The following is a 24,940-nucleotide window of genomic DNA, read 5'->3' as shown; positions in this document are numbered from 1 at the left end:
AGTCATACGTGGTGTGTGGGCCAAAAGAAGGCCGCATTGTGCTGGAAACCCGGCGAGCAGCCGGGTGTTTGGCCGCCAAAGCCAGCGCCAGCTCACGGCTTTTCATCGGCCAGGTCGGTACGGTGACGCGCGCCAGGCCCGCCTGCGCTTAGAGGGGCATGCTCAAACAAGGTTTGGGGCGTTCCCCTGGTTGGCTTTGGCGCCTAAACTGGCCAAACCATGACCGACCCTGAAACACCCCAGTCAAGTCCGCTGCAAGACACCCTGGCCCTGCAGCGCCAGGCCTATCTGGCCCACCCCGTGCCCAGCCTGGCTGAGCGCCAGCGCGATTTGCGCACGCTGCAGCGTTTTATCCGTGAACACCAGGACGCTTTGTGTGAGGCCATCAGCTTGGATTACGGCCACCGCTCGCGCCACGAGACCCTGCTGGCCGAGGTGTTCCCGGCGGTGGACGGCATCGATCACATCCTCAAACACCTGCGCGGCTGGATGCGGCCGCAGCGCCGCAGTGTGGACTGGCGCAATTTTCTGGGTGCGCGCAACCGGGTGATCCCGCAGCCGCTCGGTGTGGTGGGTGTCATCGTGCCGTGGAACTTTCCGCTGAACCTGAGCCTGGTGCCGCTGTCTTACATCTTTGCCGCAGGCAACCGGGCGATGGTCAAGATGAGTGAAAACTCGCGCCATCTGGCGGCGTACCTTATCAAGCACATACCGGCCTATTTTCCGCCCGAGAAGCTGCAGTTTTTTGACGAAACCGGCGGTGTGGGTGTGGAATTTTCCAAACTCAAGTTCGACCACCTGCTGTTCACCGGCTCCGGCCAAACCGGCAAAGCGGTCATGGCTGCTGCCGCGCAGAACCTGTGCCCGGTCACGCTGGAGCTCGGTGGCAAGGCGCCCGCCATTGTGTGTGACGACTTCCCGCTAAAACTCGCGGCCGAGCGTATTTTGTTTGTCAAACTGCTCAACGCTGGCCAGATCTGCACCACCGTGGACCACGCCTGGTTACCCGCCGCCAAGGTAGAGGCTTTTGTGAGCCTGGCGCGTGAGCTGGTTGCCCAGCGTTACCCGCGCCTGGACTCACCCGATTACACGTCCATCATCGACCAGCGTGCTTTTGACCGGCTGCTGGCTGCGCTGGACGATGCGCGCAGCCGGGGCGCGCAGGTGCTGCCGCTGCTGGATGGCCCGGCTTTTGACCGGGACACGCGCAAGATCGCGCCACACATCGTGCTGAACGCTCCGGCTGACAGCGTGCTGATGCAACGCGAGATTTTTGGCCCGATCCTGCCGCTGCGCAGCTACACCCGGCTCGACGAGGTGATTGCCAACATCAACGCCGGGCCGCGCCCGCTGGCGGTGTACCCGTTCAGCTACGACGCGGCCCAAGTGCAGCACATCATCGACCATGTGATGAGCGGCGGTGTCTCGGTCAACGACGCGCTGTTCCATGTGGGCCAGCACGATCTGCCGTTTGGTGGTGTAGGTGACTCGGGCATGGGGCATTACCACGGGCATGAAGGGTTTGAGACCTTCTCCAAAATGCGCCCGGTGTTCTACCAGACGCGGTTCAGCACGCTCAAATTCCTGTGGCCGCCGTACGGCAAGTTCGCCGACAAGGTGCTGGCTTTTTTGATCCGGTAGTTCTTGGTCGTATGAAAAAATGCTCTCTAGCCCTTTTCCTGTAAGGGCGGGTTGCTAACTTTCCTGTAGTGTTTTGAACCGCTGGTTCGCGTGTCGTCTGGCGGGTGAGGGGGCCGTTCTGAGCCATCCTCGCAGGACATGGCTTGGGTTGCAGGCTTGTTGGGGTGTTGTCGCTGTTGGCCAGCAGTCACTGTTAGAAACTCTTCCACTCTGCATTTTCCGATTTGCCACCGGTGGTGTGCCCCAGGCTTGCCAGCTTTGGTGTGGCCCTGGCCGTCATCTTTTTGCTCGGGACCAGCTTCTTGGTTGGGGCGTGGGCAGATGGTGCGGCAAAACGCACAGCGGGGGCCAAATACCCACCCTCTTGCCCGGCTGCCAGTTTGAAGAGGGCCACTGTGCTCACCAGTTCCTGCGCCTGGTTCTTGAGGCCGCTGGCTGCGGCGGCCATCTCTTCAACCAAGGCTGCATTTTGTTGGGTTGCCTGATCCATCTGGACCACCGCTTCACCAACCTGCGAGACCCCCAGGCTCTGTTCGACACTGGCCGCGCTGATTTCACCCATGATGTCGGTCACGCGCCGGATGGCGCCCACGACCTCGGTCATGGTGGCGCCGGCCTGGTCGACCAAAGCGCTGCCTTGCTCCACCCGCTCGACGCTGGCGCTGATCAGCGTTTTGATCTCTTTGGCGGCTTCGGCCGAGCGTCCGGCCAGGGCGCGAACCTCGGTGGCCACCACCGCAAAGCCACGACCTTGCTCACCCGCACGCGCAGCTTCAACCGCTGCGTTGAGCGCCAGGATATTGGTCTGGAAGGCGATGCCGTCGATGACGCTGATGATGTCGCTGATCTTGCGGCTTGATTCGTTGATGCCCTTCATGGTGTTGACCACCTGCTCAACAACTTCACCCCCCTTGACAGCGACGCTGCTGGCGCTTTGGGCGAGTTGGTTGGCCTGGCGGGCGTTGTCGGCGTTTTGTTTGACGGTGGAGGACAGTTCCTCCATCGACGCTGCGGTTTCTTCCAGCGCGCTGGCCTGGGACTCGGTGCGTGAAGACAAGTCATGGTTGCCTTGGGCAATCTCGGCACTGGCGGTGGCCACCGACTCAGACCCGGAGCGCACCGAGGAGACCACCTCAATCAGAGCGGTTTGCATACGGGCCATGGCTGCCATCACACTGTGTGTGTCGTCGCTCTGGACGCGGAACGAGGCACTCAAATCACCATCTGCAACACGGCTGGCCGCCAGGCTCAACTCAGCCGGCTCGGCCCCGAGCGCGCGGGTCAGGCTACGGGTAATCAGCACGCCGGCTAACACCGCCATAACAAACACAAAAAGACAAACCGTGATCAGGATATTGCGTTGGGTGATGTAAAGGGCACCAGACTCTTGCACCAACTTGTTGGAGCGCTCTAGGGCGAAATTGGCATAGTTGGCTTGCGCAGTAGCCAATGCAGCCAAAAGTGGGCGGCATTCGGTGTCAATTTTGGTGATGGCTTCCTCACGCTTGTTGTTGAGGGCCAGTTCAACAATGCCCATGGCCACGGGGGCATAAACCTGTTCGATCTTGTCTATCTCTGCAATCAAACGACGTATTTCATCAGGAACGTCTGGCGCTTTGGCCATCTCTTTGAGCTTGGTCAGGTGTTCGGTGACGTCTTTTTGCGCCTGCATGACCCGGTCCTTCTCTGCGGCCTTGTCTTCTGGTTTGGTGACTAACACCAGATTACGTGCGGCAATGGCGCGGCGATCCACAGCTTGCCCTACCCCTGCAGCCTCCAGGGCACGTGCATTGACGCCGTTGATGTAGTTGTCAAACTGGCTGTTGGCGTCACTGAGCATTTTTGCGGCGAAGCCCGAGATCAGCAAAATCATCAAGGCCAGTCCACCAAACGACCACGCCAGCTTGGCACGTACTGTTAAATTGTTCATGAAATATCCAGGTCGTTGTGGCCGTGTAAAGCCGTGGACGAAGGCAGGCCCAAGGAGGTCGCTGTTAAAGCGGCGATGTTGGCGGTGGTGTGATGCATGGTGAGTGTCCGATCTATGGGGTTGTCAACCGTTGTAAATATTAAAAAATGTTAATAATTAACAAAATTATATGGTTTTTGATATTTTGGCGGCATGCTGTGTCGTGTATGACCCTTCCCCGCGCATGGCAGGGTGCTACAAAACTGACCCGAAGTGATCGCCGGGCGAGCATCCAGGTGGCGATGTGTTAACGGTCTGCCTGGGCTCAACGCAATGGCCGAAACGCAAATGGCCGGGCTGTGGCAGTACGCTTGTCCTGCGGTTTAACCTGCGTCGTGGCGGCAGGGTCGAGGCCGCGACGTTCGCAAAAGTCCTGGGGGATGCTCTGGCTCAGGTCATACGCTTGCCGCTTTTGGCGGTCTGACAACACAGCGTAGGCGCGGTTGATGTTCATCATCCTTTGTTGCGCGTCTTCAGAGTCCGCGTTTTTGTCCGGATGGTGTTGTTGGGCAAGGCAACGGTAGGCCGCCCGGATCACGACACCGCTGGCGTGTGGGTTGACCTCAAGCGTCTCGTAAAAAGATGTCATGGACCTCCTGGATGCTCTGTCCCCTTCCCGGTGAAGGATGTGGGAACACAGACACAGGGGATTCAATACCGTTGCCAGCCGGTTGTCTGTGTGTCAAAACACATTGCTGCGTGGCGCCTGGCGGTTGACGGGGTAACCGTTCTCCGGCCCCCTCGCGGGAGACGGAGTTGGTTGGGTGTTTTGCTGGGGTGTTGCCGCTGAGGGGGGTGCGCAACCAGTTTTATCACGCGAATGGGTTCTGCGCCCGGTTACCCCACCACCCGCCTTCAACAGTTGTGGATACGTCGATGGTTGGGAAAGTCAGCCTGAGGCCGGTCTAAGTCATTCGTGGCCGGCCGCATGGGTAGCTGCTTTGGTCACAACCTGTCAGTTGACGAGCAGCGATGCGTATAGCAGCAGCTCACCAGACGCCCGGAACTCGATTCCGCCAGGACGTCTCATGCCGGACCGGTCATTTAAGATGGAATCGCTGCCGCCAGCTGTCGTATGTGGTGCCGTCTGACGATGCCGCTGCGATGGATCGAGGGCTAGGAAAACGGATTACTGTCCACGAGCGCTCGCGTTCGCCAACGCGGTCTTTACCTGTTCGACGCTGAGCCATGTGCGCCTGGAGTGGACAACGCGATGGCAGTTTGAGCACAGGAGCACCAGGTCAGTCACCTTGGTTTTCTCTCCCGGTTCCAACGTGTGGACCGGCTTTGTGTGGTGAACGTCAATGATGTTTGCACCGACATCACCATAGCGCTTCGAGAAGTCAAAATTGCAAACCGAGCAAACCAACCGGCCGTGCTTCTTCATCGCTTGCACTTTCGCCTCAACCACGAGCCGCCTGTCCCGCTCCCGGTAACGATGCATGCGCGTGGCGACCTTACCCTCTTCCGCTTCTTCAATGCCGGTCTCATCAGGGCCGGCCAGGTTCTCATCGCTCAGATGCTCGGTGATTCCCTTGCGAATGAACCGTGCAACTTCGGCCAGTCTTGCTGGGTCAACAGCGAACTGATCCCAAACTCGAGCCTCATCTTGGTTACCTCGCGTCAAACCCTTTTTACCCTCTGCCGTGTAGTCGGGATCAAGGCGCCTGAAGTTCATCAACTTCATGTAGACACCGTTCGTATTCCGATAGGTGCCATTAATTCGCTGACCCAGCACAGTACCAAGCTGGTTTAGCACCTCAGACAGTTCTTCGATCTCCAGAGAGTCTCTTGCTGGCGGTGAAGCGCGGTGCCTCATATAGAGGTCAAGCGCGAGGATCAACTCGTCTCTCGACCAGATAGCGTTGCGCTTGGCCCTACTTTCTTCGATGTCTTCGCCGGTTATTTCTTCCGTCGAGAAGCTGTACGCCCAGGCTTGTATCGCTTGCTCTTCTTTCGCAAAAGCGTCCTTCCAGATTAGATGTGCTTGTCCGGGAAGCCGCTCTGTTTCCCGCAGAACCCTATCGAAGTCCTGGTCGGTCCACTCCCTTAGCTGAGCGGCACGCTGCATTTGCATTACCGGGAATGCCCACGTCCTGCGATCTTGCGACCAAGCTAATTCAAACGGTTCCTCTGCCGCGAGGCCTAGTGGGGGAAGCTCTACCCGATAGCACGCGAAGTCGATGCGCGACTGCATGTTGCCGTGCGCACGACCGTACTTCTGCATGTCGTTGCGGCCGATCGCAGCAGCTGCCTCATCGTTGGTGAATAAAGGAATGATGCCGTCGTTGATTTTTGCCGCTTTCTTCAACCATGCAATGAAACTTGTGGTCTTAGTCTGGATATCGCTGCTATCTTGAGCAGGGGGATTCGACAAGGTGTTGGGCATGCCGAGGGCGCGGCGTGAGTACCAGATAGCTCGCTCGCTGAACTCCTGCGTATGGTCTACAACGATTTGCTCATAGGAGATGTCACTATGGTTCGCCTCCGCGAGCGTCCGAAAGCCCTCCGTGGGACTGCCCCTGCAAACTGCACTTTCCGCAGCGCCTATAAGTCCCCGGTTGCGTAGCTGATCGAAGGTGCGTGTCGCATGGCTGGACTGAAACTCCTTGAGCGCCACGTACTGGCTAACCGCCAAAACGATCTTCTGTTCAGCGGCAGATAGGCTGGTTAAGTCTAGCCCGGTCTTTCGAGCCATCAGTTCTCTTCCAAGTTCAACTGAGCGTTGGTCGAGCGCCTCCTTGACATCTGGCGTGAGGCGATCTCTCGCAGCAGCGTTCTTCGTGAACGCTTGAAGCTCCGCCCAGTCCCTCAAGCCAGCGATTGTTCGCACAACCCTCTCGTCCATAAGCTTCTCCCTTGTTGTATCAGCAATATGCAAAATCTATCGCCAAAGCAGATTTAGAGCGCCCGCTTTTTAAGCAGGATTCAGCAATCCCCATTAGGCAACTGTACCCGTCCGAACTGACGGAAAGAACAGCCATCGGCGTAGCAATGACCGCCTAGAGTGGCCATTGGTTGCCGTTGCACCTGACTCGGCAGATATTGGTGTTTTCCTCGGCTGTCAGAGCCAATGACCGCTTGCAGGGCGCTAGCGTGAGTTCGGCGAGCGGCATCGACAGACAGCAATCGCTGCATTGGCGACGCACTGAATTCATTCCCCCGGTTCGAGTCCCAATAGCGCAGCCTTCCAGTAACCCACCAGCGCAATGGCATGGTCAGCCCCGACGGGGTTTGTGATGATCAGAGGCGTTTCTTCCAAGGATGTTGGCGAAAATGGCCTCTAGCCCTTTTTTCGTAAGGGGTTGTAGCTATCTTTTGTGAAGTGATTAGTGTTTTGGGTGAGGGTGACGCCAGGCGGCAGGCAGGCCTGTCGTTCTCCGCCCCTCTCGCTCAGCCAAAAGCGATTGGCGCGGCGAGGTTGCGCATCAAGGCCACGACGCTCCAGCCGGCAATGGCGCTGGTGCGGGAATAAGTGTCGACAACAACATGAACCTCTTCACCACGAACCTCAATGCGGTGATCGTCACCCAGGAAGCCCGGCACACTGTTGATACTGACCTGCGTGGCAGCCACACCTGCCGTGGCAAGCGCCGTGGCCACAGACACGTTGACCTTGGTCGGGAACAGGCTGATCGCGTCACGGGCATTGCCGGAGAACACCTCGCTTGGCGCGCTGGCCGTGAGCAACTCCTCATTGAAGATGGGTGTCCCGCGCAGTGACGCAGGCCCTTTTTCGGTGCGGATACCGGCGTCAATGGCACCCATCAGCGCGGCAGTGCGCAGCACGTCGAAGCCACCTATCGCACCCGACGCAAGGTGCACCCGCCGTCCCGTTGTGCGCGCAAGCGTTTCGACTTGAGAGAGAAAGTCTGCGTCGGCGAAGGCGCCGATGGACAGCACAATCAGGTTGGCTCCTGCGTTTAACGTGGGTTGGGCAATGTCACGCAGCAAACCGGGTGACGCCGCCTCCACCACATAGTCAGGTCGCAGCGCGAGCAACTCGTCGAGGGTTGCGCAAGGCTGGCAGGCGTTTTTGTCGGCCAGTGCTGCTGTGGATGCCGCATTGCGGCCAAAACAACCGACCAGTTCATAGTCCGCCAGCAGCCCCTGCCGCCAGGCGTCAGCCACGATGTTGCCGAGAAAACCGCAACCGGCGATGGCAAACTTCAATTTGTGCATGTTTTTATCCTCTGTTTTTCTGAGGTGACGATTTTCACATTCAGGTAGCGACACCCGTGACGCGGCACATGTCGCGACCCATGGTTGTCGGGTAGCCCTTTTAAAATAAGGGCTTATTGCTATGAAACTTAGATAATCCATGTCTGTGCCCACGCCGCTTGTCACCACCCCCTGCAACCCGCAAAACACGCTCCTGCGGGTGGACGGGCTGGCGTTTTCTTACCCGCAGCGTGTGCTGTTTGACGGCTGGTCGGCCTGTATTGGCCCCGGCGTCACCCTGGTGATGGGGGGTGAGAGCAGCGGCAAAACCACGCTGCTGCGCCTGCTTGCGGGTGATCTGGCGGCGCAGGCGGGCAGTTTGCAGATCAAGGGCGTGTCTTTGCAGGCGCAGCCGTTGGCTTACCGGCAGCAGGTGTTCTGGATCGACCCGCGCACCGATGTTTTTGACGCCATTTGTCCCAACCAGTTTTTCGCACAGCAGCGCGCCAAGTGGCCGGGTTTTTTGCCGCCCGAAGCTCCGGCGTGGGCCGAGTTGCTGGCGGGGCTGTCGTTGGTTGAACATCTGGACAAGCCGCTCTACATGTTGTCCACCGGCAGCAAACGCAAGGTCTGGCTGGCGGCGGCGTTTGCGGCGGGGGCTGCGGTGACTTTGCTCGATGACCCGCTGGCGGCGCTGGACCGGGCCTCTATCCGTTATGTGTTGCGGCAGTTGGAGGTTGCTTCACAGCAAACTGATCGCGCTCTGGTGCTGGCGCAGTACGAAGCACCCGCGGGTATGGCCTTGGCGCAGGTGATTGACCTGGGCGACTGAGGCCGTCACTTGGTGAGCTTGCCGCTGTCTTCTGGCAAAAGCTCGCGGCGGATGTCGTCCAGGATGTCGTGCCATTCCGGCTCGGCCATTTTCAAGAGACCAAAACAACGCAAAAAGAAGGCGCCTTCGGTGGCCAGAAACGCGATGCGCGCCCGGCGGCCCTGCGGGGTGGAGAGGTCTGCCAAATCCAGGCGGCTGCGGTACCAGTCATTGGACTTCTGGCGCTGATCGGCGGTGCTTAACAGCACGGTCAGCAGCCCGGCGGCACGGTGGGCTTCGGCCTCGTCGATGTCGCGGGTGAGGTCGATGTGAGCCCCCAGCGCCTGCAGCGGGCTGGGTGTGGGGCCAACCTTGGCCGTCAGCTCGCTGTCGTATTCACCGACCCAGCGCGCAAAGAGTGCGTCCATCAGCTGGTCTTTGGTGCCAAAAATGGCCTGCACGCCGCCTTTGGACACCCCGGCGGCCAGGGCCAAGGCCCCCAAGGTGAGCCGCGCCACACCCTCATGGCGGGCGATGTCTTCGGCCATGTCAAGCAAGCGTTCACGGTCAATAACCCGCGGTCTACCCATGTTTGGAGCTTTCTAATTAAAATACGGTCATATTTTAATCGTATGGTGATGGTAATGTCTTCTTCTTACGCCAAGCGCTGGATCATATTGGCGATCCTCTCAAGCGCCTTGTTCCTCATCGTGACGGACATGACGGTGCTCTACACCGCCTTGCCGACCCTGACCCAGGCCCTGGGCGCTACCGCGTCGCAGAAGCTGTGGATCGTGAACACCTACGCGCTGGTCGCCGCAGGCCTGTTGCTGGGGGCGGGCACGCTGGGCGACCGGCTGGGTCACAAGCGTCTGTTTGTCAGCGGCTTGGTCGTGTTTGGCCTGGCATCGCTGCTGGCGGCTTTTTCGCCCACGCCAGAGGTTTTGATCCTGGCGCGCGCCCTGCTGGCGGTGGGCGCCGCTTTGATGATGCCGTCCACGCTGTCCATCGTTCGCCTGATCTTCACGGACGAGCAAGAGCGCGCTGTGGCCATTGGGGTGTGGGCCTCGGTGGCGTCTGGCGGCGCCGCGTTTGGCCCGGTGCTGGGCGGCTTTTTGCTGGAGCATTTCTGGTGGGGCTCGGTGTTTTTGATCAACGTGCCGATTGTGTTGGTGGCGCTGGTGCTGGCCTGGCTGCTGATTCCCCGCATGGCGGGGGATACCTCCCGGCATTGGGACGGTGTGGGGTCTTTCCAGGTGATGGTGGGTTTGATTGCTCTGGCCTATGCCATCAAGTCCATGGGGCTGCAGGCGTCGTCGTGGTCGGAGGTGTGCTTGGCCACCGCGCTTGGCGTGGCTTGTCTGGTGGTGTTCACACGTCGACAGCGTCGTTTGGCCCAGCCCATGCTGGACTTTGCGATCTTTCGCACGCCCGGGTTTTTTGCCTCGGTCTTGGCGGCCGTGGTGGCTGCGGCAACCCTGATGGGTCTGCAACTGGTGCTGAGCCAGCGCCTGCAGTTGGTGCAGGCCATGTCACCCCTGCAAACCAGTTTGTTCATGCTGCCTTTGCCACTGGCCTCCCTGGTGGTGGGGCCGCTGGCAGGGGCTTGGCTGCACCGTGTTGGCGCCATGCGAATGCTGATCGGGTCCTTGTTGTTGGCGGCCGTGGGTATTGGCGGTTTGCTGCTGTGGCGTGATGCCAGCACCTGGGTGCAGGGCAGCTGTCTGGTGGTGTTGGGCCTGGGCGTAGGGGCGGTGATCAGTGCCGCCTCCACCACCTTGATGAACAGCATTGCCGAACAACAGGCGGGCATGGCGGCCTCGGTGGAGGAGGTGTCTTACGAGTTGGGCGGCGCCTTGGGTGTCACGGTGGTGGGCAGTTTGATGTCTGCGGTGTATGGCAGCCACATGGCGACGCAGGCCTGGTTGTCGCCAGACGCGCAGGTGGCAGACAGCCTGGAGGCTGCATTACGCGCGGCCCAAACGCTGCCTGGGTCTGCCCAGGCCAGCTTGGTGGCGGTGGCCCATGCCTCGTTTGAATCGGCCTACGCATCCAGTCTGGGGCTGTTGGTGGCTCTGTTGGTTGCGGTGGCCGCCTGGGTGTACTGGAAGAACGGTGCGGGTGCCGCCAACGCAGCACAGGTGCGGGAATGTTAGGCGCCACGGCATCGGCCAGCGCCCCTCTGGCGCAGGCAACGCCAAGCCCTTGGAAATGGCGCTTTGGCCTGATTTATGGCGGCCAGGCGTTGTCGCTGATGGGTTCGGCGCTGACGCAGTTTGTGTTGTTGTGGTGGATCACAGACACCACGGGCGACATGTCTTCCCTGGCGTTTGCCGGTATGGTGGCGCTGCTGCCGCAGGCACTGCTGAGCCCCTTGGGCGGCACCCTGGCCGACCGCTATAGCCGCCGTGTCCTGATGATCGCGGCAGATGCTGTGAGCGCCCTGTGTATGCTGGTCTTGATGCTGCTGTTTGTCACCGAACAGGTGGCGCTGTGGCATGTCTACGTCATGATGGGTATTCGCAGTGCGATGCAGGCGTTTCAGATGCCTGCCGCCGAGGCCAGTGTGGCCATGCTGGTGCCCACCAGCTTTTTGCCACGTGCCGCTGGCTTGAACCAAACCCTGCAAAGCCTGACGATGGTGGCCGCAGCCCCGCTGGGGGCGCTGGCCATCAGCGTTTTGCCGATGGGCTGGGCTTTGGGCATCGATGTCATCACCGCTTTGTTGGGCATCGTGCCGCTGCTGGTGCTGGGTATACCGCAGACCTTTGTGCGCCAGGCGGGCAAACATGCCATGTGGGGCGAGTTTGTCGAAGGGGTGCACCTGGTGTGGCGCATCCCGGGCTTGCGTCGGCTGTATGGTTTGCTGGCGGCTGTGGTGCTGGTGGTGATGCCGACCTTCACCCTGGTGCCCTTGCTGGTGAAAACCCATTTTGGGGGCGGCGCGCCCGAGGTGGCCCTGATGGAGGGGCTGGAGGGCCTCGGCATGATTCTGGGCGGCTTGTTGGTGACAGCTTTGGCGCCGCAGCGCAAAGTGCCTTGGGTTCTGGCGGGTTTGGCGGCCTCGTGTCTGGCCATGGCGCTGACCAGCCTGATGCCCAGCGGCTGGTTCCAGGCGGCGGTGGTTTGCTGGATCATCAGCGGGGTCACGTTTGCGCTGGGTAATGCGCCCCTGGTGGCGCTGTTGCAAACCAGCATTCCGAACCATCTGCAGGGGCGGGCGCTGTCCTTGCTCAACGCGGTCATGGGGCTGGCGGCACCCGTGGGCTTGTTGTTCGGGATGCCACTGGGTGAGTGGATGGGTGTGCGCTGGATGTTTGTGCTGCTTGGGCTGGTGGGGGCGGTTGTGGCGCTTCTTGGGTTCACCGCCAAGTCCATCCAGGCATTGGATGACGGCTTGTAGAGCCCGTGCCCCAATTCCCGCCGCCCGCACCGGAATTGGGTGGGCGGGACAGCATTGCGCACCAAGCGTGTGCGATTTTGTATGCAATCTGTGATTTAGCCTGTACACAATCCTGGCATAGCTTTTGCTGACGTGATTGGCATGAACGCCAAAACGCCTGTGACCCCCCGCGACGCCGTTGAACTGGTGGCGCTGACCAAAAGTTATGCCGCCGGTGCCAAACCCGCTGTGGATGGCATCAACCTGCGCATCGCCAGCGGCAGTTACTGCTGTTTGCTGGGGCCCTCGGGCTGCGGCAAAAGCACCACGCTGCGCATGATTGCCGGGCACGAGTCGGTGACGGCGGGTGACATCCTGCTGGAAAACCGCAACATCACCGATTTGCCCGCCGCCGCGCGGGGCACCGCGATGATGTTCCAGAGTTTTGCGCTGTTCCCGCACCTGAGTGCGCTGGACAACGTGGCCTTCAGCCTCAAGATGAAAGGTGTGGACAAGGCCACACGCCACAAACAGGCCGCAGATTTGCTCGAACGTGTCGCCATGGGCCACCTGAGTGCGCGCAAACCGGGCGAGCTGTCAGGTGGCCAGCAGCAGCGTGTGGCGCTGGCACGGGCATTGATCACCCAGCCGCGTGTGTTGTTGCTGGACGAGCCGCTGTCGGCACTGGACCCGTTTTTGCGCATCCAGATGCGTGCCGAGTTGCGCCGCTGGCAAAAAGAGCTGGGCCTGACCTTTATCCACGTCACCCACTCGCAGGAAGAGGCCATGGCCCTGGCCGACACCATGGTGGTGATGAACCACGGTGTGATCGAACAAATGGGCAGCCCGCATGAGATCTACAACCGCCCGGTGAGTGAGTTTGTGGCGCGTTTTATGGGTGGCCACAATGTGCTGGCCACGCCCACGGGCAAGATCAGTGTGCGCACCGACCACATGCAGCTCTCGGCCGATGTACCCGGCCTGGCCGACGGCGCGGGCAACCAGCGTGCGGTGATCACCGACATCGAATACCAGGGCACCTATGTGCTGGTGGGTCTGCAACACCCCGGCGAGGACCGCTCTGCCAGTGCCACCGCCGAGATCTCGGTGATGGTGCCTGAGGCTGCTTTTGCGGCGCGCCCGTACCAGCTGGGTGAGAGTGTGCAGCTCCACTGGTCACCCGATGCCGCCCACGCGCTGGCCCATTAACACCCAACCGTTCTTCTCCCCCCCCCCCCACCACTTCGCAAGAAGATTTTTCAGCCCTCCAGGAGTTTTTGCCATGACTGACATCACCAAAACCATCACCGACATCGCCAGCGGTGTTGCCACCGGGGCGTTGAACGCTTCTGTGCCACGCCGCAGCCTGCTCAAAGGCACGGCCGGCATTCTGGCCGCCGGCATGTTCCCGGCTGTGCATTCGGCCGAGCCGATCGTGCTGCGTTACCTGGGCACCGCCGTGAACCAGGACAAGGCCATTGGTGAAAAGTTTGAAAAAGACACCGGCATCAAGATCCAGTACGTGGCCGTGACCACCGACGACGTGACCAAACGTGCTGTCACCGCCCCCAACAGCTTCGACCTGATTGACACCGAATACTTCTCGCTCAAGAAGATTGTGCCCACCGGCAACTTGAAGGGCATTGACGTCAAACGCATCAAGAATGCCGACAAGATCACCACGCTGTTCACCACCGGCACCGTGGCCGGCAAGGCTGTGGGTGAGCAGGGCACCGCGCCCAAGAAGGTGATTTATTTGGAGGGCGAAAAGAGCAAGGTGTTCTCCAAAACACCAACCCAGTTCATGAGCCTGATCCCCACCGTGTACAACGCCGACACGCTGGGCATTCGCCCCGACCTGATCAAGCGCCCGATCAACTCCTGGGCCGAGTTGTTGAACCCCGAATTCAAGGGCAAGGCCGCCATCCTGAACATCCCGTCCATCGGCATCATGGACGCCGCCATGGTGGTCGAAGCCATGGGCATCTACAAGTACCCCGACAAGGGCAACATGACCAAGAAGGAAATTGACCTGACCATCAAGACCCTGATTGAAGCCAAAAAAGCTGGCCAGTTCCGCAGCCTGTGGAAAGACTTCAACGAATCGGTGAATTTGATGGCTTCTGGTGAGGTGGTGATCCAGTCGATGTGGTCGCCCGCCGTGACTGCGGTGCGCACCAAGGGCATTGCCTGCAACTTCCAGCCTTTGAAAGAAGGTTACCGCGCCTGGGCGGCCGGTTTTGGTCTGCCCGCCACGCTGTCTGGACGCAAGCTCGACGGTGCTTATGAGTTCATCAACTGGTTCCTCGACGGCTGGGCCGGTGCCTACCTGAACCGCCAAGGTTATTACAGCGCCGTGCTCGACACCGCCAAGTCCAAGATGGAAGCCTACGAGTGGGCCTACTGGATGGAAGGCAAGGCCGCCACCCAAGACATCAAGAGCCCCAATGGAGACGTGTTGGCCAAGGCCGGTGCCGTGCGCGACGGCGGCAGCTACGAAGCCCGCATGGGTGGCATCGCCTGCTGGAACGCGGTGATGGATGAAAACAACTACATGGTTCAAAAATGGAATGAGTTCGTCGCGGCCTGACCTTGACCGCTCCCTCTCCCGCCTGCGGGAGAGGACAGGGGTGAGGGCAGGCGGCGCTGCCATCGGTTAGGTATTGATTTGATAGCTATATCCCCTTGTAGATAAAGGGCTAGAAGCCAATTTCTCTTATAAAAGCTGCTAGATCAGATGAGCGCCAAAACCCCTCACCCCATCCCTCTCCCCCAAGGGGCGAGGGTGCAAGACATGAAACACACACCATGAGCACATCCACCACAACCCTCCCAGCCTCCACCCAGGCACCCGGTCGCAGCATTGCGGCTTGGTGGCAGGCGATGCCGCTTTCCCTGGTGTTTGTGTTGTTTTTCCTGATCCCGCTGGCGCTGATTGGCATGGTCAGCTTCTGGGACTTCAATGAATACGAGTTGCTGCCGGCCTTCACCTTCAAAAACTATGTGTCGGTGTTTGACGGCTGCAGCAACATGGACGAGATGTGTGTCACCTTCAAGACCTACCTGTCCACCTTCAAATTCAGTTTTCTGGTCTGGCTGATCACGCTGGTGATTGGTTTCACCGTGTCTTACTTTCTGGCGTTTTATGTGCGCTCCAGCGGGGTGCAGACGCTGCTGTTTGTGTTGTGCACCATCCCGTTTTGGACCAGCAATGTGATTCGCATGATCTCCTGGGTGCCGCTGCTGGGGCGCAACGGGCTGGTGAACCAGAGCCTGCAGGGCATCGGGCTGATCAACACGCCCATTGAGTGGCTGCTGTTCTCGGATTTTTCGGTGGTGCTGGCCTTTGTGCACCTCTACACCATGTTCATGATCGTGCCGATTTTCAACAGCATGATGCGCATCGACCGCAGCCTGATCGAGGCCGCCAACGACAGCGGCGCTAGCGCCTGGCAAACCCTGTGGAATGTGATCGTGCCGCTGTGCCGCACCGGCATCATCATCGGCTCGATTTTTGTCATCACCATCGTGATGGGCGACTTTGTGACGATTGGTGTCATGGGTGGCCAGCAGATCGCGTCGATTGGCAAAATCATCCAGGTGCAGACCTCTTACCTGCAGTTCCCGCTGGCAGCAGCCAATGCGGTGATTTTGCTGAGCATTGTGTTGATGATCATTTGGGCGCTGACCCGGCTGGTTGATATCCGAAAAGAATTATGAACACCCCCGTTGCTTGCTCGCTTCGCGTAGCCGCCTCCCCCCTCAAGGGGGCAACACCAGCGGCCCGGCAAAGCCGGTTCCGCGGTGTTTCGCGCTTTGTATCGCTGGCCGCACATTGAATAGGATGTTTATCCATGTCACATACTTCTGACCAACGCTCCGCAGGCTTCTGGTTGCTGGCCGCTTTTTTCACCGCCTTTGTGTTGTTCCTCTACGGCCCGATGCTGGTCATTGTGGTGCTGAGTTTTCAGGGGCCTGAGGGTGGCCTGACCTTTCCGCTGCGGGGCTTTTCGCTGCATTGGTTTTACAAGCTGGCCGAAGGCTTGGGTGTGGTGGACATTGGTGCCGCGCTTAAACGTTCGCTGGCGCTGGGCACGGCGGTGATGGTGCTCACGGTCTTGTTCTCGGTGCTGGCGGGGCTGGCGTTTCGCAAGAAACTGGCCGGTGGCAACACCTTGTTTTATGTGGTGGTGGCCAGTTTGATCATGCCGTCGATCATTGTGTCGCTGGGCATCGGGTTGGAGTTCCGGCTGATCGACTCGGGCCTCAAATGGGCGCTTGAAGCCCTGGGTATGACCAGCACGCTCGAAGAATACGGCAGCTCGCTGGGCCTGTTCACCTCGGCCCTGGGCGCGCACCTGACCTGGACGCTGCCGTTTGGCCTGCTGATCATGTTTGCGGTGTTCAACCGCTTCAACCCGGCCTATGAAGAAGCCGCGCGGGATCTGGGCGCCACACCCTGGCAAGGATTCCGGCATGTGGTGCTGCCGCTGATTGCGCCGTCCATCGTCGGCATTGGCATGTTTGGTTTCACCCTGAGCTGGGACGAGATCGCCCGCACCTCACAAGCCATTGGCGATGTCAACACTTTGCCGCTTGAATTGCAGGGCCTGACCACCACCGTGACCACCCCGTCGATTTACGCCCTGGGCACGGTCACCACCGTCATATCATTGCTGGTGATGGCCTTGGCGATTGGCCTGGCCTGGTGGCTCAAGCAAAGACAAAACAAGGGTTGAGAATGAGTGAGTTAGCCGCGCCGCTGTCCGATGCCGAGATGTACGAGCGGGTGATCTCCGCCATCCTGGACCACAAGCTGCCACCCGGCACCAAGCTGGTCGAAGACAAGCTGGCCAGCGCGTTTGGCGTGTCGCGCACACGCATCCGCCCGGTGCTGGTGCGCCTGGCCAACGAGCAGGTGGTCACCCTCACACCCAACCGGGGCGCCACCATCGCCCAGCCCACCGAAAAAGAAGCGCGTGAGGTGTTTGAGGTGCGCCGCCTGATTGAGCCTTCCTTGGTGGAGCGTTTTATCGCTCAGGCCACCGATGCCGACATGGCGCAGCTCAAACAATGTATTGACGACGAAGAAGCGGCCCGCCAAGCCGGTGACATGCGCCGCGCCATCCGCCTGTCGGGTGAATTCCACTCACTGATTGCCGAGGGCGCCAAACACGACACACTGGCGCGCATCCTGCGTGAGCTGACATCGCGTACTTCGCTGGTGCTCATGACTTACAGCCCGGCACACGAGTTTGAGCGTATGGACGCCACCTCTTGCGGCTGCAACGAACACCGCGCCTTGCTGGATGCGATCCGCCTGCGTGACACCAAGGAAGCCGCCAAACGCATGCGCGAGCACCTGGCCCGGCTTGAAGCTCAGCTGCAGTTCAACACCGCAGACGACACCCCGCCCGATCTCAACGCGCTGTTTGGCGCACCGGCCTGAGTCCCTTTATGCGGCAATTACTCGTCATCAACCCCAACACCTCGTCCAACGTCACCACGCTGCTGCAACAGCATGTGCAAAGCGCCGTCGGCTCCCATGTGATGGTGCGCTCGGTCACCGCACGTTTTGGTGCGCCCTATATTTCGGACGAGGCCAGCTACGCAGTGGCCGCCCATGCCGCACTCGACGCCTGGGCTGCTGCACTGACGGCGCCAGAAGGGCGGCCCGACGCGGTGCTGATTGGCTGTTTTGGTGACCCCGGCTTACAAGCCCTGCGCGAAAGCAGCCCGGTGCCTGTCACTGGCCTGGCCGAGGCAGCGTTCATCGAGGCCGCGCGCCATGGCCGGTTTGCGGTGGTCACCGGCGGTGAGCGCTGGGCGCCGATTTTGCAACGGCTGGCGCAGTCGCTCGGTCACGCCCAGGCTCTGGCTGGTATCCACACCGTGGCACCCACCGGCGCGCAACTGGCCGCCGACCCGGTGGCTGCGCGTCAGTTGTTGACAGAGGCTTGCCTGAATGCGGTGCGCCAACTCGGTGTGCAAACCGTGATCCTGGGTGGCGCAGGGTTGGCTGGCATGGCCGCGCAGATTCAGCCGTTTGTGAACGTGCCGATTGTGGACAGCGTGGTTGCCGGCGCCACCTGGGCACTGCGCAACTCACCTTTGCCGCCGCAGCGGGCCACCCCCGGGTTTGATGTGCCTTGGGTGGCGTTGTCACCCGAACTGATGCAGTTGGGTTTGCGCTGAAGTCTTGGCGTCAAATTGGCTTCTAGCCCTTTTGAATCAAGGGCTGGAGGCTATGGTTCTTGAAGTTGTTTGAGCTGTTGTTGGGTGTTACGCCAGGTGGGTGAAGGTTGGAGTCGGCCAAACGCATCATGACGCAGCAACTGCTTGACATGCAGGTTCAGCGTCCGAATTGAAGCGGTTAGCCGTAGGACCTCACCTGTTAGACCGCAGTGCGGGGGATGATGAACACATCACGTTCCTTCCCGTCGGGAAAGCCCTGCCGTCTCGCTTTCTGGCCACCCAGGCTCAGTACCAGCGCCCGGGCTTGGGTGTTCTGGTCGTTCATGTACGTCTCAACCGCTGACCAGCCCAGAACCTCGTATGCGTGATGTACCGCGGCCAACGATGCCTCCTTGGCGAAGCCATGACCTCTGTACTGCGGCAGGAGCCACCAAGTAAGTTCTCGTGGCCAGTCTCTCCCTTGCCAGAAGCCGCAGGTTCCTAGGAACTCACCATCCGACTTTTCCTGCATTGCCCAGACACCGAAGCCTTGCAAGTACCAGGAACCCAGGTCGGATGAGAGTCGCGTCCAAGCTGCGGCGGCTGTGATAGGACCGCCGTACATTCGCGAAGCCTCGGCATCTGTATAGAACAACTCGTAGGCCTTCGCGCAAGCCTGGCTTGGTGGCACAAGGCGCAGCCTGGGTGTTTCGAGTGTTTGAATCACGTTGGCCCCCTGCTTCGTCTGTCTGCGGTCTAAGAATGGAGTTCAGCAGGCGTCGAAGGTGGTCTGCTGGAAAGATGGTTTCGGCGTCGATGTCGGCAGCATAGGTTGCCCTTGGTGTTCATTCGATGTTCTGGCCAATGCGCCACAGAACACCCGATGGATCGTAGAGACAGAAGTCGCGCATGCCCCACAGCTGATTTTCCAACGCTGTCACACGGACCCCGTACTTCTCAAGCACGCCACTTTGTTGGACCTGCTCCCACCACGAGTTCACATCCTCGACCAGGATGTGCATCATGAAGTTCTCGGCAAACGACTCCGCGCAGAAATCCTGGAGCAGGAAACTGACCTGGCCAAAATGAAAGTAGGCGATGCCGCCACCTTCAGAGGCCATCGTGAATCCAAGATCCTTGTAAAACTGTTTGGACAGTTCAAAATCCTTGGATGGAACGAACGCTTTGATTTCAGTGATTTTGAGGTTTGACATTTCGGGCTCCAGGCTACAAGGCCGAACTTGGATGTGTCCCGCAGATGTGCGGGGCAAGCAAGCAGCCGGTTTAATGAAGTGTGTTGTTGTTCACAACAAAAAAGTGGCTACTCCCGTCTTGCGTTCTGTTGGGCTGCTTGCCCAGCGCCGCAAGCGTATTGGCTGTCTGCACTATAGCCGCCGAGTTCAAAAGGCTTGCTTCTGGATATCAAATCGGCCTTTTGCCCTTGTGGAATAAGGGCGGGCAGCTATAGTTAATGGTGTTCTTTTGAGCCGCTGGTTCGCGTGGCGCCAGTCGGGCGGCGGGGTTACCGTTCTCCGGCCCCCTCGCGGGAGACGACTTGGGTCGGCCTCTGGCTGGGGTGTTGCTGCTGAGGATGGTGCGCCGCCTGTCTCATCACGCGAATGGGTTCTGCGCCCGGTAATCCCACCACCCGCCTTCAACGGTTTTAAGAAGTTTTGACGGCAGGCAGGTTAAGGCTGATAGCGGGTCTACAGTTTGCTGATCTGCCTGCCACATACCTGCCGTTCAATCTAGCGACTCTGAGTACCCGCAATAGACTGAAAGCGTTAGTCGTAGCATTCAAACTGCTTCCTATATGCCGGACACATGGGGCCCCTCAAAAACTATCATTGTGGCAGGCGCGTACTACATCCCATCGCGCTTCGGGCAGCCAAGGTACGCACCGATGTTCCTGTTGGCCGCAGCATTCATTGCTGGTGTTTGCGAAAGTTCAGCATATTCCATATCGTAATTTTTGCGGTTCTTCGCCTCCCATTGGGACAGGGCATCCTTGTTGCCTTTACTGGCTTCGCCCCACGCAAATATTTGATCTTGAGCCATATCATTGATCGACCGCACCAAGCGACGTAATTTCAACAACTCCGCTATCAAAGCTGAATTCAAGTTGTCATCATCGAATACTCGCAGAGTACATCGAAAATACTGACCGTATGGAAGGCCGATTATGTAGTTGGCAACCCCGGCATCCACTAACACATCGCGCGGATATTGCTTAAAAACTGCACGCCATTTGCCACCCGCTAGCGAAAAATGTAAATGTCGACCATCTCGCACAATTTCAACCGGGTCCGCCATCATCTGCATAAAAATTGCGAGTTGAGTTGGCGAGCCTCGAAAGAGCGAACCAGCACGCAACGGCTTTGAATTTGCGGCGTCATCAAGCAATGCGCGACCTTTGGGCGAAGGCAGAAATTGCCAACTCCCCGGCGTCACTTGATGAAGATCGCCCTCAGTGACGAGAACGGCGTGACCGCCCATTTGGTCTGATTTGTTCGCAGTTGTCGAGTTCTCGCAATGGATTCGTTTTGCTCTTTCATCCAAATTGCCTCTAGCGATTGGGTCCTCTTCGCAGTCCACGCCAAACCGATAGGCACGAAACTTTCCATCAGCATCTACGACAAGAACCGGATATTCGGCAGTTATTAAACCGCGTTCAATAGCCCAGTCATGGTTTTCTGCCTCAACGAGCCATGTTCCGCTGAGGGACTCAATGCCACCCTTGAAAGCGTGGGCGGGAAGCATTAGGCAAGTCAAAGTGACGAAGCACGCGAATTCAAATTTGAACATTTTCAATTGACGCAAACGTAACATCCTAGCCGACTTTCATCATGGCCAATTGGTTCCCTTTTGCCTGTGATATTCGTTGGTAGTTACTACTGTCGTCGATTCAATTTGGACGTGTCTTGCCCAAGGGTTTCAATTCATTAAGTATTCCGCCCACTTCGCCCACGGTATTAGCTCGTGATGATTGAGCGCCGCTGAAAGCGGTCGATGGCGAATGACAGGTGCCGCTGCATCTCGGTCATCTGCCTCTCCTTGCCTTTGGGGTCCTTGTATCGAGTTCAAACCTCGCTTGCCAGCAGGAGATGGGGAGGGGTGGCGGCCGATTTGGCTGCGCCAAAACTTCGTTTTCTGCGCATTTGGCGGTATGAGGCCGCCGCCCCTACCCATCCCCTGCCACCCAAGGCGCGTCCGCTCAACGGAAAACCTTCACCCTGCTGGCAACCTAGTTAAATCAAACGTTTGATTTAACTGACTACAATGTACCGCATGAAACACGCGCCTGACTCACCCGACACCCGGCTCGTCGGTACACCGCCGCCAGCAACCACAGCTGTCACCGCCGTGCGCAGTGATGGCATCGAGGCGCGTCAGCGCCTGATGGATGCGGCGTTGGTGCTGTTTGCCGACAAGGGTTTTGCCAAGACCTCGATCCGCGAAATTGCCCTGGCGGCGCACGCCAATGTCGCGGCCATCAGTTATTACTTTGGTGACAAGGCCGGTCTGTACCGTGCCGTGTACTTTGATCAGCGCACCAACCCCCAGTTGACCAATGACATTCTGGACGGCGCCGAGCGTGGTCTGGAGCCCGCGCTGCAAGGTATGTTGCGGGGGGTGGTGGCGCCCCTCAAACTGGGTGAGGCGATGCAGCAATGTATGAAGCTGCATTGCCGCGAAATGCTGGAGCCCACCGGTTTGTGGGCCGAAGAAATCGAGACCGACTTCAAACCGACGTATGCGGTGCTGTTGGCGGCACTGTGCAAGCACCTGGGTCTGGCGCAAGCGGATGACGACATTCACCGTCTCGCCTTCACGCTGATGGGTCTGGGCATCACACCGCATGTGGTGGGTGACGTGGTGGCCGCCATACGGCCCGCGCTGCTGTCCACACCAGAGGCGGTGGATGTGTACTGCGACCGCCTGGTCAGCTACGGCATGGCCATGGTGGAGGCCGAGGCCATGCGCCGCCAAGGCAGCACCGCTGCCTCCCCCCCCACACCATCAAGCCGCCAAGCCACTACGGCAGAGTCTGCCACCCGTCCATTGCCTCAGCCTGTTTCCCCCTCACCATGAATTTCAGAATCAAGCCTTTTGCCAGCCTGTCTCTCACCGTGCTGGCGCTCTCCGGCTGCGCCAACCTGATGCCACCGGCCCAGGTGCCGATGGTGGTGGCGCCTGCCTGGCAGGCACCGTTGCCACACCAGGGCACCGTGTCCTCCTTGTCGAACTGGTGGCAGCAGCAGGGTGACCCGCTGCTGGTCGAGCTGATTGAAGCGGCGCAAGCCGCCAGCCCGTCGGTGGCGCAGGCCGTGAGTCGTATTGCCACCACCCGTGCCAACCAGGCCACCGCCAATGCCGCGCTGATCCCGAACCTGAGCGCCCAGGCCAGTGCCAGCCGGGGTGTCAGCCAGCCCGATGTGCCGGTGGCCACCAGCTCGCAGGCCGGTGTGCAAGCCGCCTGGGAGTTGGACCTGATTGGTGCCAACCGTGCGGTCAGCCGCGCGGCTCAGGCGCAGGTGGAAGGCAGCCAGGCCCAGTGGCACGACGCCCGCGTGTTGGTGGCTGCCGAGGTGGCCAACACCTATTACAGCTTTGCCAGTTGCACCTGCCAGCTGGGTGTGGCCGAGCGTGACGCCGCCTCGCGGCTGGAAACCGCACGCCTGACCGCCATCAGCGCCCAGGCCGGGTTTGTCGCACCGTCGGTGGGGGCACAAGCCCGCGCCAGTGCGGCCGAGGCCAACAGCCGCCTGACCCAGCAAACCCGCTTGTGTGAGCTCGATGTCAAAGCCCTGGTGGCGCTGACCGCTGTGCCTGAGCCTGACTTGAGGCAAAAACTGGCTCTAGCCCATGTAAATCAAGGGCAGATAGCTATCTTTGAAGTAGCGGCCTTGCCGGTTCAGGTGGTGTCACAACGCCCCGATGTGTTTGCCGCCGAGCGTGATGTGGTGTTGGCCAGCGCCCAGGTGGGCAGCGCCAAAGCGCAGCAGTGGCCGCGTTTGAGCCTGAATGGCAGCATTGGCAACCTGCGTGTGCGCAGCGGCGCCAGCACCAGCGAGGTGTCGACCTGGTCGTTTGGCCCGCTGGCTCTGAGCTTGCCGCTGTTTGACGGTGGCCAGCGCGCAGCCAATGTGCAGGCGGCCTACGCAGCCTACCAGTCCGCCGTGGTCACCTACCAGGCCAAGGTGCGCCAGGCCGTGCGTGAGGTGGAAGAGGCCATGTTGACCCTGCGCAGTGTGCAGACCCGCCAGCTGGATGCCGAGGTGTCCACCAAAGGGTATGCCGAGGCACTGGCCGCCACCCAGCAGCGCTTTGACCAAGGCCTGGCCAGCCTGATGGAGTTGGAGGATGCCCGGCGCAGCGCGCTGGCCGCCGAGTCCAGCGTCTTGACCCTGGCGCTGGAGCGCCAGCAGGCCTGGGTGGCGCTGTACCGCGCTGTGGGTGGCGGGTTCGAGCCCGACCGCTTGTCCTCCCCCGGCCCAACACCAAGCCCCGCACTGACCCACACCGCCTTGTAAGCGGCGTTGTTCCGGCCACCGTCTTTTTGTATTTCAACGATTTTTTGTCATGAAGCTCATCCAACTCAAACCCCTCACCCTGGGCCTGATGGCCGCTTGTCTGCTGGTCACCGGTGGCCTGGTGCTGCTGGCCCTGCAGCCCGCCGCGGCAGATGCCGTCACCCCCAGCGCCACCAGCAAACCCGCGCTGACGGTGACCCTGACCCAGGCCCGCTCGGGCACTCTGCCGATCAAACTCACGGCCAATGGCAACCTGGCGGCCTGGCAAGAGGCCAGCATTGGCGCCGAGGCCAGTGGCCTGCGGGTGCAAGAGCTGCTGGTGCAGGTGGGTGACCGTGTGCAACGCGGCCAACTGCTGGCCAGGTTTGCGCCCGAGCCGGTACAAGCCGAGGTGGCGCTGGCGCGTGCTGCTTTGAGTGAAGCCACGGCCAATGCGGCAGAGGCCGCCGCCAATGCGGACCGCGCCCGCGCTGTGCAAGGCACAGGTGCCTTGAGCGCCCAGCAGATCAACGTTTACCTGACGCAGGAGCTCACCGCCAAGGCCCGTGTGGAATCGGCCAAAGCCCAACTCGACACCCAGCTGCTGCGCCTGAGCTACACCCGGGTGCTGGCGCCTGATGCGGGCATCGTCTCCAGCCGCAGCGCCACCGTGGGTGCGGTGCTGGGCGCGGGCACCGAGATGTTTCGCCTGATCCGCCAGGGCCGCCTGGAGTGGCGTGCCGAGCTGACCTCCAGCGAACTGAGTCAGGTGGCCGTGGGCACCCCGGTGCTGGTCACCGCCCCGGGCGGCGCCCAGACCCAGGGCCGGGTGCGCATGGTGGCGCCAACTGTCGACGCTCAGACCCGCAATGGCCTGGTGTATGTGGACCTGGCGGCCCCCAAGGGAGGCAGCGCCGGGAATGCGGCGACAGGTGTGGCGGCCAGTTTCAAGCCCGGCATGTTTGCCCGGGGCGAGTTTGCGCTGGGCAGCTCCAGCGCCATGACCCTGCCACACAGTGCGGTGCTGGTGCGTGACGGCTTCAGCTACGTGATGCGTGTGGGGGCCGACAACAAGATCAGCCAGCGCAAGGTGCAAACCGGCCGCAGGCTGGGTGAGCAGGTCGAGATCTTGGCTGGCGTTGCGGCGGACGATCGGCTGGTGGCCAGTGGTGTGAGTTTCCTGACCGAGGGTGACCTGGTGCGCGTGGTGGATGCCAGCGCCACGCCTTCCAAAGAGAAAAGCACACCAGCCCAGGTGGCGCCTGGGCAAGCAGCTAGTCAATAAGGAG

Annotated in this window: 21 protein-coding genes; 13 read left to right on the top strand and 8 right to left on the bottom strand. The window is 60.2% G+C overall.

What is annotated here, in order from left to right:
* The first annotated feature begins 219 nt into the window (after positions 1–219).
* Positions 220–1,641, top strand: a complete 1,422-nt coding sequence (locus tag KKO72_RS10125; protein ID WP_214937906.1) for a coniferyl aldehyde dehydrogenase — start codon at positions 220–222, stop codon at positions 1,639–1,641.
* Between the two features lie 193 nt (positions 1,642–1,834).
* Here the strand turns inward: KKO72_RS10125 and KKO72_RS21265 are convergent, their stop codons facing one another.
* The 4 genes from KKO72_RS21265 to KKO72_RS10105 form a co-directional block, all read right to left on the bottom strand.
* Positions 1,835–3,571 (bottom strand): methyl-accepting chemotaxis protein, encoded by a 1,737-nt coding sequence (locus KKO72_RS21265; protein WP_214937904.1) that lies wholly within the window; start codon positions 3,569–3,571, stop codon positions 1,835–1,837.
* Positions 3,572–3,875: 304 nt separating this feature from the next.
* Positions 3,876–4,199, bottom strand: a complete 324-nt coding sequence (locus KKO72_RS10115; RefSeq protein ID WP_214937902.1) for a J domain-containing protein — start codon at positions 4,197–4,199, stop codon at positions 3,876–3,878.
* A gap of 540 nt (positions 4,200–4,739) precedes the next feature.
* On the bottom strand, positions 4,740–6,458 hold the full coding sequence (locus KKO72_RS10110) for an HNH endonuclease (RefSeq protein ID WP_214937900.1): 1,719 nt from the start codon (positions 6,456–6,458) through the stop codon (positions 4,740–4,742).
* 545 nt (positions 6,459–7,003) lie between these two features.
* Positions 7,004–7,792, bottom strand: coding sequence for an aspartate dehydrogenase domain-containing protein (locus KKO72_RS10105; RefSeq protein ID WP_214937898.1), 789 nt, complete (start codon positions 7,790–7,792; stop codon positions 7,004–7,006).
* Positions 7,793–7,931: 139 nt separating this feature from the next.
* On the opposite strand from KKO72_RS10105, the gene KKO72_RS10100 reads away from it, so the two are divergent.
* Positions 7,932–8,603 (top strand): ATP-binding cassette domain-containing protein, encoded by a 672-nt coding sequence (locus KKO72_RS10100; protein ID WP_214937896.1) that lies wholly within the window; start codon positions 7,932–7,934, stop codon positions 8,601–8,603.
* Between the two features lie 5 nt (positions 8,604–8,608).
* Here the strand turns inward: KKO72_RS10100 and KKO72_RS10095 are convergent, their stop codons facing one another.
* Positions 8,609–9,172: a TetR family transcriptional regulator gene (locus KKO72_RS10095; protein ID WP_214937894.1), complete on the bottom strand. Its 564-nt coding sequence runs from the start codon at positions 9,170–9,172 to the stop codon at positions 8,609–8,611.
* 54 nt (positions 9,173–9,226) lie between these two features.
* Between KKO72_RS10095 and KKO72_RS10090 the strand changes: the two genes are divergently transcribed.
* From KKO72_RS10090 to KKO72_RS10055, 8 genes are all read left to right on the top strand, one after another.
* On the top strand, positions 9,227–10,738 hold the full coding sequence (locus KKO72_RS10090; RefSeq protein ID WP_214937892.1) for an MFS transporter: 1,512 nt from the start codon (positions 9,227–9,229) through the stop codon (positions 10,736–10,738).
* Positions 10,732–11,985 carry an MFS transporter gene (locus KKO72_RS10085; RefSeq protein WP_214937890.1) on the top strand — a complete coding sequence of 418 codons (1,254 nt, stop codon included), beginning with the start codon at positions 10,732–10,734 and terminating at the stop codon, positions 11,983–11,985. The genes KKO72_RS10090 and KKO72_RS10085 overlap by 7 nt, the downstream gene beginning before the upstream one ends.
* 141 nt (positions 11,986–12,126) lie before the next feature.
* The gene (locus KKO72_RS10080; protein ID WP_214937888.1) at positions 12,127–13,173 is read left to right on the top strand and encodes an ABC transporter ATP-binding protein; all 1,047 of its coding nucleotides are present in this window, start codon (positions 12,127–12,129) and stop codon (positions 13,171–13,173) included.
* A 73-nt stretch (positions 13,174–13,246) separates the two neighbouring features.
* Entirely contained in the window at positions 13,247–14,554 is a 1,308-nt protein-coding gene (locus KKO72_RS10075) for a PotD/PotF family extracellular solute-binding protein (protein WP_078365789.1), read from the top strand.
* 218 nt (positions 14,555–14,772) lie between these two features.
* Complete coding sequence (locus tag KKO72_RS10070) at positions 14,773–15,684, top strand: ABC transporter permease (RefSeq protein ID WP_214937886.1); 912 nt, start codon at positions 14,773–14,775, stop codon at positions 15,682–15,684.
* A gap of 134 nt (positions 15,685–15,818) precedes the next feature.
* Positions 15,819–16,703, top strand: a complete 885-nt coding sequence (locus KKO72_RS10065) for an ABC transporter permease (RefSeq protein WP_214937883.1) — start codon at positions 15,819–15,821, stop codon at positions 16,701–16,703.
* 2 nt (positions 16,704–16,705) lie between these two features.
* Complete coding sequence (locus tag KKO72_RS10060; RefSeq protein ID WP_214937881.1) at positions 16,706–17,413, top strand: GntR family transcriptional regulator; 708 nt, start codon at positions 16,706–16,708, stop codon at positions 17,411–17,413.
* 8 nt (positions 17,414–17,421) lie between these two features.
* Entirely contained in the window at positions 17,422–18,159 is a 738-nt protein-coding gene (locus tag KKO72_RS10055; RefSeq protein WP_214937879.1) for an aspartate/glutamate racemase family protein, read from the top strand.
* A gap of 199 nt (positions 18,160–18,358) precedes the next feature.
* On the opposite strand, the gene KKO72_RS21175 is transcribed toward KKO72_RS10055, so the two are convergent.
* The 3 genes from KKO72_RS21175 to KKO72_RS10040 form a co-directional block, all read right to left on the bottom strand.
* Positions 18,359–18,829, bottom strand: a complete 471-nt coding sequence (locus KKO72_RS21175) for a GNAT family N-acetyltransferase (protein ID WP_371736864.1) — start codon at positions 18,827–18,829, stop codon at positions 18,359–18,361.
* A 154-nt stretch (positions 18,830–18,983) separates the two neighbouring features.
* The gene (locus tag KKO72_RS10045) at positions 18,984–19,352 is read right to left on the bottom strand and encodes a VOC family protein (RefSeq protein WP_214937873.1); all 369 of its coding nucleotides are present in this window, start codon (positions 19,350–19,352) and stop codon (positions 18,984–18,986) included.
* A gap of 649 nt (positions 19,353–20,001) precedes the next feature.
* Entirely contained in the window at positions 20,002–20,958 is a 957-nt protein-coding gene (locus tag KKO72_RS10040; RefSeq protein ID WP_214937871.1) for a hypothetical protein, read from the bottom strand.
* A 468-nt stretch (positions 20,959–21,426) separates the two neighbouring features.
* Here KKO72_RS10040 and KKO72_RS10035 point away from each other — a divergent pair, with 468 nt between their 5' ends.
* From KKO72_RS10035 to KKO72_RS10025, 3 genes are read left to right on the top strand one after another with little or no spacing between them, the layout of a single operon-like run.
* Entirely contained in the window at positions 21,427–22,230 is an 804-nt protein-coding gene (locus KKO72_RS10035; protein WP_214937869.1) for a CerR family C-terminal domain-containing protein, read from the top strand.
* Positions 22,227–23,672 carry an efflux transporter outer membrane subunit gene (locus tag KKO72_RS10030; RefSeq protein WP_214937867.1) on the top strand — a complete coding sequence of 482 codons (1,446 nt, stop codon included), beginning with the start codon at positions 22,227–22,229 and terminating at the stop codon, positions 23,670–23,672. Before KKO72_RS10035 ends, KKO72_RS10030 begins: the two co-directional genes overlap by 4 nt.
* Positions 23,673–23,721: 49 nt before the next feature.
* A complete protein-coding gene (locus KKO72_RS10025; RefSeq protein ID WP_214937865.1) occupies positions 23,722–24,936 on the top strand; it encodes an efflux RND transporter periplasmic adaptor subunit in 1,215 nt (404 codons plus the stop codon).
* The last annotated feature ends 4 nt before the right edge of the window (positions 24,937–24,940 follow it).

This window comes from Rhodoferax sp. U11-2br (assembly GCF_018619435.1).
In the GTDB taxonomy this organism is placed as follows: Bacteria; Pseudomonadota; Gammaproteobacteria; order Burkholderiales; family Burkholderiaceae_C; genus Rhodoferax.
This window is presented reverse-complemented; position numbering and strand designations above follow the sequence as displayed.

Coding starts and splice junctions, on each gene's coding strand:
- KKO72_RS10125 (WP_214937906.1), top strand. CDS start 220: ATGACCGACCCTGAAACACCCCAGTCAAGTCCGCTGCAAGACACCCTG.
- KKO72_RS21265 (WP_214937904.1), bottom strand. CDS start 3,571: ATGAACAATTTAACAGTACGTGCCAAGCTGGCGTGGTCGTTTGGTGGA.
- KKO72_RS10115 (WP_214937902.1), bottom strand. CDS start 4,199: ATGACATCTTTTTACGAGACGCTTGAGGTCAACCCACACGCCAGCGGT.
- KKO72_RS10110 (WP_214937900.1), bottom strand. CDS start 6,458: ATGGACGAGAGGGTTGTGCGAACAATCGCTGGCTTGAGGGACTGGGCG.
- KKO72_RS10105 (WP_214937898.1), bottom strand. CDS start 7,792: ATGCACAAATTGAAGTTTGCCATCGCCGGTTGCGGTTTTCTCGGCAAC.
- KKO72_RS10100 (WP_214937896.1), top strand. CDS start 7,932: ATGTCTGTGCCCACGCCGCTTGTCACCACCCCCTGCAACCCGCAAAAC.
- KKO72_RS10095 (WP_214937894.1), bottom strand. CDS start 9,172: ATGGGTAGACCGCGGGTTATTGACCGTGAACGCTTGCTTGACATGGCC.
- KKO72_RS10090 (WP_214937892.1), top strand. CDS start 9,227: ATGTCTTCTTCTTACGCCAAGCGCTGGATCATATTGGCGATCCTCTCA.
- KKO72_RS10085 (WP_214937890.1), top strand. CDS start 10,732: ATGTTAGGCGCCACGGCATCGGCCAGCGCCCCTCTGGCGCAGGCAACG.
- KKO72_RS10080 (WP_214937888.1), top strand. CDS start 12,127: ATGAACGCCAAAACGCCTGTGACCCCCCGCGACGCCGTTGAACTGGTG.
- KKO72_RS10075 (WP_078365789.1), top strand. CDS start 13,247: ATGACTGACATCACCAAAACCATCACCGACATCGCCAGCGGTGTTGCC.
- KKO72_RS10070 (WP_214937886.1), top strand. CDS start 14,773: ATGAGCACATCCACCACAACCCTCCCAGCCTCCACCCAGGCACCCGGT.
- KKO72_RS10065 (WP_214937883.1), top strand. CDS start 15,819: ATGTCACATACTTCTGACCAACGCTCCGCAGGCTTCTGGTTGCTGGCC.
- KKO72_RS10060 (WP_214937881.1), top strand. CDS start 16,706: ATGAGTGAGTTAGCCGCGCCGCTGTCCGATGCCGAGATGTACGAGCGG.
- KKO72_RS10055 (WP_214937879.1), top strand. CDS start 17,422: ATGCGGCAATTACTCGTCATCAACCCCAACACCTCGTCCAACGTCACC.
- KKO72_RS10045 (WP_214937873.1), bottom strand. CDS start 19,352: ATGTCAAACCTCAAAATCACTGAAATCAAAGCGTTCGTTCCATCCAAG.
- KKO72_RS10035 (WP_214937869.1), top strand. CDS start 21,427: ATGAAACACGCGCCTGACTCACCCGACACCCGGCTCGTCGGTACACCG.
- KKO72_RS10030 (WP_214937867.1), top strand. CDS start 22,227: ATGAATTTCAGAATCAAGCCTTTTGCCAGCCTGTCTCTCACCGTGCTG.
- KKO72_RS10025 (WP_214937865.1), top strand. CDS start 23,722: ATGAAGCTCATCCAACTCAAACCCCTCACCCTGGGCCTGATGGCCGCT.